General features: G+C 62.8%; 8 protein-coding genes and 1 tRNA gene. 2 read left to right on the plus strand and 7 right to left on the minus strand.

Annotated features, from left to right (window positions below; all coding sequences use genetic code 11):
• Nucleotides 1–131: 131 nt before the first annotated feature.
• Nucleotides 132–1,298, plus strand: a complete 1,167-nt coding sequence (rodA, locus tag BO1_RS47695) for a rod shape-determining protein RodA (RefSeq protein ID WP_043289198.1) — start codon at nt 132–134, stop codon at nt 1,296–1,298.
• Nucleotides 1,299–1,880: 582 nt separating this feature from the next.
• Nucleotides 1,881–2,405, plus strand: coding sequence for a hypothetical protein (locus BO1_RS60020; RefSeq protein WP_156992807.1), 525 nt, complete (start codon nt 1,881–1,883; stop codon nt 2,403–2,405).
• A gap of 118 nt (nt 2,406–2,523) precedes the next feature.
• Here BO1_RS60020 and BO1_RS47705 read toward each other — a convergent pair whose 3' ends face one another.
• The 7 genes from BO1_RS47705 to BO1_RS47735 form a co-directional block, all read right to left on the minus strand.
• Entirely contained in the window at nt 2,524–3,282 is a 759-nt protein-coding gene (locus BO1_RS47705; protein ID WP_028223620.1) for a tetratricopeptide repeat protein, read from the minus strand.
• Entirely contained in the window at nt 3,279–4,061 is a 783-nt protein-coding gene (locus tag BO1_RS47710) for an HpcH/HpaI aldolase family protein (RefSeq protein WP_028223621.1), read from the minus strand. The genes BO1_RS47705 and BO1_RS47710 overlap by 4 nt, the downstream gene beginning before the upstream one ends.
• A gap of 227 nt (nt 4,062–4,288) precedes the next feature.
• Entirely contained in the window at nt 4,289–4,732 is a 444-nt protein-coding gene (gene queD, locus BO1_RS47715; protein WP_028223622.1) for a 6-carboxytetrahydropterin synthase QueD, read from the minus strand.
• A gap of 23 nt (nt 4,733–4,755) precedes the next feature.
• The gene (queE, locus tag BO1_RS47720; RefSeq protein ID WP_028223623.1) at nt 4,756–5,388 is read right to left on the minus strand and encodes a 7-carboxy-7-deazaguanine synthase; all 633 of its coding nucleotides are present in this window, start codon (nt 5,386–5,388) and stop codon (nt 4,756–4,758) included.
• 158 nt (nt 5,389–5,546) lie between these two features.
• Nucleotides 5,547–6,281 (minus strand): 7-cyano-7-deazaguanine synthase QueC, encoded by a 735-nt coding sequence (gene queC / locus BO1_RS47725; protein ID WP_028223624.1) that lies wholly within the window; start codon nt 6,279–6,281, stop codon nt 5,547–5,549.
• 283 nt (nt 6,282–6,564) lie between these two features.
• Nucleotides 6,565–6,640 (minus strand) — tRNA-Phe (locus tag BO1_RS47730).
• A 65-nt stretch (nt 6,641–6,705) separates the two neighbouring features.
• On the minus strand, nt 6,706–6,974 hold a 269-nt coding region (locus BO1_RS47735), incomplete at its 5' end, for a helix-turn-helix domain-containing protein (RefSeq protein WP_028223625.1).

Consider the following 6,974-nt stretch of genomic DNA (forward strand, 5'->3'; position numbering starts at 1 on the left):
CAACCGCGCTGCAACGCCATTTCGGCCCCGGTCCGCATCGCCCGCGCCGCCCCGCCAGCGCGCCCGAAGCGGCCACGCTCGCGCCGCCGCCCAAGCCCGCCACGGGCGGCATCGACGAGTAAGGAATTCCCATGCCTTTCTTCCAGTTCGACAAGATCGACAAGCGCGCCGCCCTCGAGGCGCTGCGCAAGATGTTCAAGGGCTTCGACCGCCCGCTCGCGCTCGCGGTGTTCCTGCTGTTGTGCGTGGGCATCGTCACGCTCTATAGCGCGACGCTCGACATGCCGGGCCGCGTCGAAGACCAGCTGCGCAACATCATGCTCACCTTCGTGCTGATGTGGGCGCTCGCCAATGTGCCGCCCACCACGCTGATGCGCTTCGCCGTGCCGGTCTACACGTTCGGCATCGCGATGCTGATAGCGGTCGCGCTATTCGGCCTCACGCGCAAGGGCGCCAAGCGCTGGATCAACGTGGGCGTCGTGATCCAGCCCTCCGAGATCCTCAAGATCGCCACGCCGCTGATGCTCGCGTGGTACTACCAGCGCCGCGAAGGCGTGATGCGCTGGTACGACTTCCTGGTCGGCTTCGTGATCCTGCTCGTGCCGGTGGGCCTGATCGCCAAGCAGCCGGACCTCGGCACCGCCGTGCTCGTGTTCGCCGCGGGCTTTTTCGTGATCTATTTCGCGGGGCTCTCGTTCAAGCTGATCGTGCCCGTGCTGATTGCCTGCGTCATCGCAGTGGGGTCGATCGCCGCCTTCCAGGACAGGATTTGCCAGCCGCAGGTGACCTGGCCGCTCATGCACGACTACCAGAAGCACCGCATCTGCACGCTGCTCGACCCCACCTCCGACCCGCTCGGCAAGGGCTTCCACACGATTCAGGCCGTGATCGCGATCGGCTCGGGCGGCCCGCTCGGCAAGGGCTGGCTCAAGGGCACGCAGTCGCATCTGGAGTTCATCCCCGAAAAGCACACCGACTTCATTTTCGCGGTGTTCTCGGAGGAGTTCGGCATGGCGGGCGGGATCGTGCTGCTCACGCTCTACATGTGCCTGATCGCACGCGGACTCTATATCGCCGCCAACGGCGCGACGCTGTTCGGGCGATTATTGGCCGGCTCGCTCACGATGGCGTTCTTCACCTACGCGTTCGTGAACATCGGCATGGTGAGCGGCATCCTGCCCGTGGTGGGCGTGCCGCTGCCGTTCATGAGCTATGGCGGCACCGCGCTCACGACGCTCGGCGTCGCCATCGGGCTGATCATGAGCGTCGGGCGGCAAAAGCGGCTCATGCAGAGCTAGGCAATAACCCGTGCGCGTCCTGCGCGCACTGCCAAGGCGAGAGAATTTCGACTACTGTCAGCGTATGGCCTATGCAACGCATAGGCAGCTGATAATGTTTGTTGATGGCCGCCACTTCAATTCGGCTGGAATCGCCTGGCCTCTATACCTGACAGATAATTGTCAATTTTATCTGTAGGACGATGAATTTGAAGAAATGAGTGGTAGGATTTCCCGTCAAGAGCTGAGCGATATTCAGTCATCGCACGATCGACTTGATTTGCGGAGTGTTGCGAGATAAGGCGGTTGCTATTATTCGCAGCATTGTAATTGAGCCGCAAGTCAAATCGAGGACGATATGGCGTATGGCGCGACAATGGGCGACGCGGCGATCCGGCTTGTAGATTTTGCTAGTGATAAACCGCTCGAGTTCATTCTAACCATGTCGGTGACTATCGCAGCGGCAGTTCTCATGTTGGCAATAATTTCAAGATGCATAATCGCCCCACTTGACCGTCTTAAGGATGCGTTTACGCTGGAGAGGCGGGAGTCACGAGAAAAGCCGATGACGGAGGACGCACAACCCAAGGTGGAGGATGCAAAATGAGCGAAGCACTCAGGATTTTGCTCTGGACCAGTTCGATACTGATGCTGGTTGCGACATATCTTTTCTTTGTATTGCGCCTGGCAATAGCGGTACAGCCATACAGATTGAAGCTTGCGAGAGAAGGTGAGAGACTATCCATGTCGCCCGGATTGACGGCATTCGATCGCGAGTACATTCGCTTTTGCCTGGATAATGCATATAACGGAGCTCTGGTATTTTCTGCCATCTTTGTTTTACCGCTATCAGGCATTCGCTTGATGATATCGAGGAATAGCAAAAAATCGGCTACCGAAATCGATGAAATCGAATTCTCCAGATCACATCATTTCGATCAGATATCACGATTATTTTACTGCTCCGTTATCGCCGCCAATCCAGTTTGCGCGTTGATTGTTGCCGTCGAATTAGTCGCAATAGTATTTTTTGGCGTGTTGTGCGCAGGGAATCTCGAATTTCTTCGCCGGATTGCAGCAAGCGTTATTGCTTCAGAGTATGCCGCTGAAAAATTGATGCACACGTGACAGCAAGACATGGCGTGTGCTACCTCGCAAAGCTCCCGATGAAATGCGCCGTCTTACACGGCGCATTTACATTTCCGGGATCGCTATGTGAAGTCGATGATCGTCGTGTCCAGCATGTCTATTGCGGCGCCGACTTCATCAGTTGCGTGCTCAACTGCTGATACTTGAGCCGCGCAACCGGGTCGCCCTGCGCCGCCGCCGCCGCATAGTAGGCGCGCGCGACGTTCAGGTTCTTCGGCACGCCGTCGCCGCCGCGCTCGTAGAACGAGCCGGTCACGTACTGCGCCGTCATGTCGCCGCCTTCAGCGGCCTTCTTGTACCAGTAGAACGCCTGCTTGTTGTCGCGCGACGTGCCGCGCCCGTCGAGGTACTGGTTCGCGAGCGCCAGCTCGGCCTGCACGTGTCCCTGCTTCGCGGCCTTCAGGAACCACTGATGCGCCTCTGCCGGATCGCGCTCGACGAAGTCGCCATCGTCGTACATCTTGCCGTACACGTACTGTGCGTGAGACATGTTCGCGTCGGCGGCCTTGCGCAGCCACTTGCGGCCCTCGCCCACGTCGGCGGCGCCGCCTTCGCCGTTGACCAGCATCATCGCGTAGTTGAACTCCGCGAGCCGGTTGCCGCGTGCGGCGGCGGCCTGGAATCCGGCGCGCGCAGCGGCAAGATTGCCGGCGTTGTAGTCGGCCACGGCATTGGCCGTTTGTGGATCGGACTGCGCATCCGCGACGGGCGTGGGCGCGGTGGCCGGCGCTGCGCTCGCCGCCCCAGCGGCGCCTGCCGCTACTGCGAAGCCGCTCGCGCCCAGCGCCGTACCGGCGACACAAGCCGTCGCCGCCACGCGGGCAAGCTGCGCCAGCAACACTTTCGGACCCCTCATGACCTTGCCTCCTGCAGCGCCTGGCGCGTCGCACGCATGAGCCAGATGACATCGGCGGCCAGCGCAACGAAGTTAAAGCCCATCTCGCGATACTGTTTCGCCTGCGCGGCATCCATCGCAAAGATGCCCGCCGCCACGCCCGCCGCGCGCGCGGCGGCAACGATGCGTGTCATCGCGGCAGCGACGTCGGGGTGCTTCGAATCGCCGAGATGGCCGAGGCTCGCGGCCAGATCGGCGGGCCCGACGAAGAGGCAATCGACGCCCGGCACCGCCGCGATCTTTTCGACCTCGGCCAGCGCCGCCGCCGATTCGATCTGCACGATCGAGGCGATTTGCGCGTTCGCGCCATGCAGATAATCGCGCCGCATGCCGTAGGCGGCTGCGCGCACCACCCCCGCGACGCCGCGCTGGCCGTTCGGCATATTCGCATCGGGATATTGGGTGTAGCTCACCGCGCGGGCGGCTTCGTCGGCGGACGCCACGTTGGGAAACATGACCGTGCGCACGCCCGCGTCGAGCACGCGCTTGACGAACCATGGCTCGTTGGCCGGCAGGCGCACGACGGGCTCGGTCGGCAAATGCGCCGCCGCGATGGCGCGCAGTTGCGCGATGACGTCGCCGCTGTCGTTGGGTGTGTGCTCCATGTCGATCAGCAGCCAGTCGAAACCGGCATGCGCGAGCGCCTCGGCGGCGGTCTCGCTGCCCATCGAAAGCCACAGGCCATAGAGCGGCTCGGCTTCCTTGAGGCGTTCCTTGAGGGGATTGGTGAAGGTGCTCATCGCCGTGCTCCCGGCGAGGCTGCGGGACGCGCGCGTCCCGCGCGGGCCTGGCGGCCCGGCAGCGCCGCATCCGGCATGTCTCGCTCCGTTGTGTTATTGGGCCGCGCGTCGGATGCGTGGCCTTGCCGGAGCGATCATACCGCGACAAAAGTTCGCAAGCCGGGTGGAAAACCCGGGCTTGCGGGGCGCGATCGAACCTTAGGGCCTGTTCCCGCTAATAACAGGCCCTAGCTGCGCGTAACTTCGGCCCAGCAGTTCGGCGTCTCGTACAGACGCACCTTGTGCAGCTGCAGATTCACGCCGTAATGCGCGTCGTAGACGTTCGCAAGAATCTCGAACGCGATGGCCGCGAGGTTCTCCACGGTCGGGATGCGGTCGATCACGACCGTCTTGTGGCCCGGCAGCGTTTCGAGGAAACCGCGCACCTGCGTGTCGCCTTCGAAGACGATGAACGCGTGATCCCAGAGATCGACGAGATGCTGGTTCGCGAGCGCCTTCACGTCGGCGAAGTCCATCACCATGCCGCGGTCGGGCGCGCCTTCCGTCTCGACGGTGTCGCCTTGCAGCGTGATTTCCAGCACGTAGCGATGCCCGTGCAGATTGCGGCACTGGCTGCGGTGGTCGGGAATGCGGTGGCCCGCGTCGAATTCGAGTTTTCGGGTGATCGTCAGCACGGCACTATTCGGAGCAAAAATCAGGGAATGTTCAAGTACTTGTGAGTCTGCATCGAAAGGCGCCATTGCGGATGGCGCTTGCACCAGTCGATGGCGAGTTTCGTGTTCAGGTCGCGCGACGGGCCGTCCATCGGCTGGACGAGGAAATACTCGAAATCGAGCTTCGCATAGTCGGCGAGGCGCTGGTTGTCCTGCGGGACCACGACCTTCAGCTCGTTGCCCTTGGTGACGACGAGCGGCGCATCGGCCTTCGGACTCACGCAGATCCAGTCGATGGTTTCCAGCACCGGCAGCGAGCCGTTCGTCTCGATGGCGATCTCGAAGCCGGCCGCGTGCAGCGCATCGACGAACGGCTGATCGATCTGCAGCATCGGCTCGCCACCCGTGCAGACGACGAAGCGGTTGCCTTCGCCTTCGGGCCAGAGCGACACAATCATCGCGACGAGCTCCTCGGGCGTGCGGTACTTGCCACCGTTCTCGCCATCGGTGCCCACGAAATCGGTGTCGCAAAAACGGCAGACCGCCGCTTCACGGTCTTCCTCGCGGCCCGACCACAAGTTGCAGCCGGCGAACCGGCAAAACACGGCCGGACGCCCGGCATTCGCGCCTTCGCCCTGCAACGTGTAGAAAATTTCCTTTACCGCGTAAGTCATGCTGCTGCCTGATCGTTTTCCCCGCGTGTCGACGCGTGGGGAGCGGGTTATTTCGGGCGCTGATCGTCTGTTCGCGGGGCGCGCCGCCCGTGCGCGGCCCCACTCGTACCGCCACGCGGCATCGCTGCCATCGCGTGCGGCTCGCACCCGTCATGGCTTCAGACCGGCGCTTCCGTCACCTTCTCGCCCGCGAGGTACGCTTCGTAGCCGCGCTTGCGCAGCTTGCATGCCGGGCACTCGCCACAGCCGAAGCCCCACTCGTGAAGCTCGGCGCGCTCGCCCACGTAGCACGTATGCGTTTCCACGCGCACCAGCTCGACGAGCGCTTCGCCGCCGAGCTTTTCTGCGAGGCGCCATGTGTCGGCCTTGTCGAGCCACATGAGCGGCGTCTCGATCACGAAGCGGCTGTCCATGCCCAGATTGAGCGTGACTTGCAGCGCCTTCATGGTGTCGTCGCGGCAGTCGGGATAGCCCGAGAAGTCAGTCTCGCACATCCCGCCCACGAGGAACTTGAGCCCGCGCCGGTAGGCGATCGCCGCAGCGATCTGCATGAACATCAGGTTGCGGCCCGGCACGAAGGTGTTCGGCAAGCCGCTTGCCGCCGTTTCGATCTCGATTTCGCGCGTCATGGCCGTGTCGCTGATCGAGCCGAGCACGGCGAGATCGATCATGTGATCGTCGCCGAGACGCTCGCCCCACGCGGGGAACGCCTGCGCGATGGCCGCGCGAAAGCCTTCACGGCATTCCAGTTCGACGCGATGACGCTGACCATAATCGAAGCCGAGCGTCTCGACGGTGTCGTAATGGTCGAGCGCCCATGCAAGGCACGTAGCCGAGTCCTGGCCGCCGGAAAACAGCACGAGCGCGCCGTTCCTGGGTTCTGTTCGAGTCACCGTGAAACTCCGTGTTGAGAGGTTCCGCGCGGTCGCAAGCCCTGGAAACCCGCCGCACGGACCGGCCTGATCTGACATTCGCCGGCCAATGCAGTATAGGGCGCAGCTTTTTTGTGGATATCGGCGTCACTTTATACCGCTGATATCCCGCCCGCATGGGTCACGCCTGGCGCTCGACTGCGTCGTCACCGACAACAGGTCCGGGCAGGAGTCAACAACATCGCGAAACCCACCAGACAACGAAAAAGCCCCAGGAATCGTACGATCTCCTGGGGCTGCATTCTGGTGGCCTGGGGCGGAATCGAACCACCGACACGCGGATTTTCAATCCGCTGCTCTACCAACTGAGCTACCGGGCCAACGAAGAAAGAAGAGTATAGCGGGCCTGACGGAGCCGCGCAAGTGCTTTCGCAAAAAAGTTACTTCATTCGCCCTTGCTCTTGCCGAGGTCCACGCCGAGCTGCTTGAGCTTGCGGTACAGGTGCGTGCGCTCGAGGCCGGTCTTCTCGGCCACGCGCGTCATGCTGCCGTTCTCGCGTGCGAGGTGGTACTCGAAGTAGGCACGCTCGAACGCGTCGCGCGCGTCGCGCAGCGGGATGTCGAACGAAATCGACGCCACGCCCGCGGCGGCGGCTCCGCCCTGCGCGCCGTCGGCGCCCAGCACCGGCAGCGCCGCCGCCGACGCCACCACGG

Source organism: Paraburkholderia oxyphila NBRC 105797, from assembly GCF_000685075.1.
GTDB lineage: Bacteria > Pseudomonadota > Gammaproteobacteria > Burkholderiales > Burkholderiaceae > Paraburkholderia > Paraburkholderia oxyphila.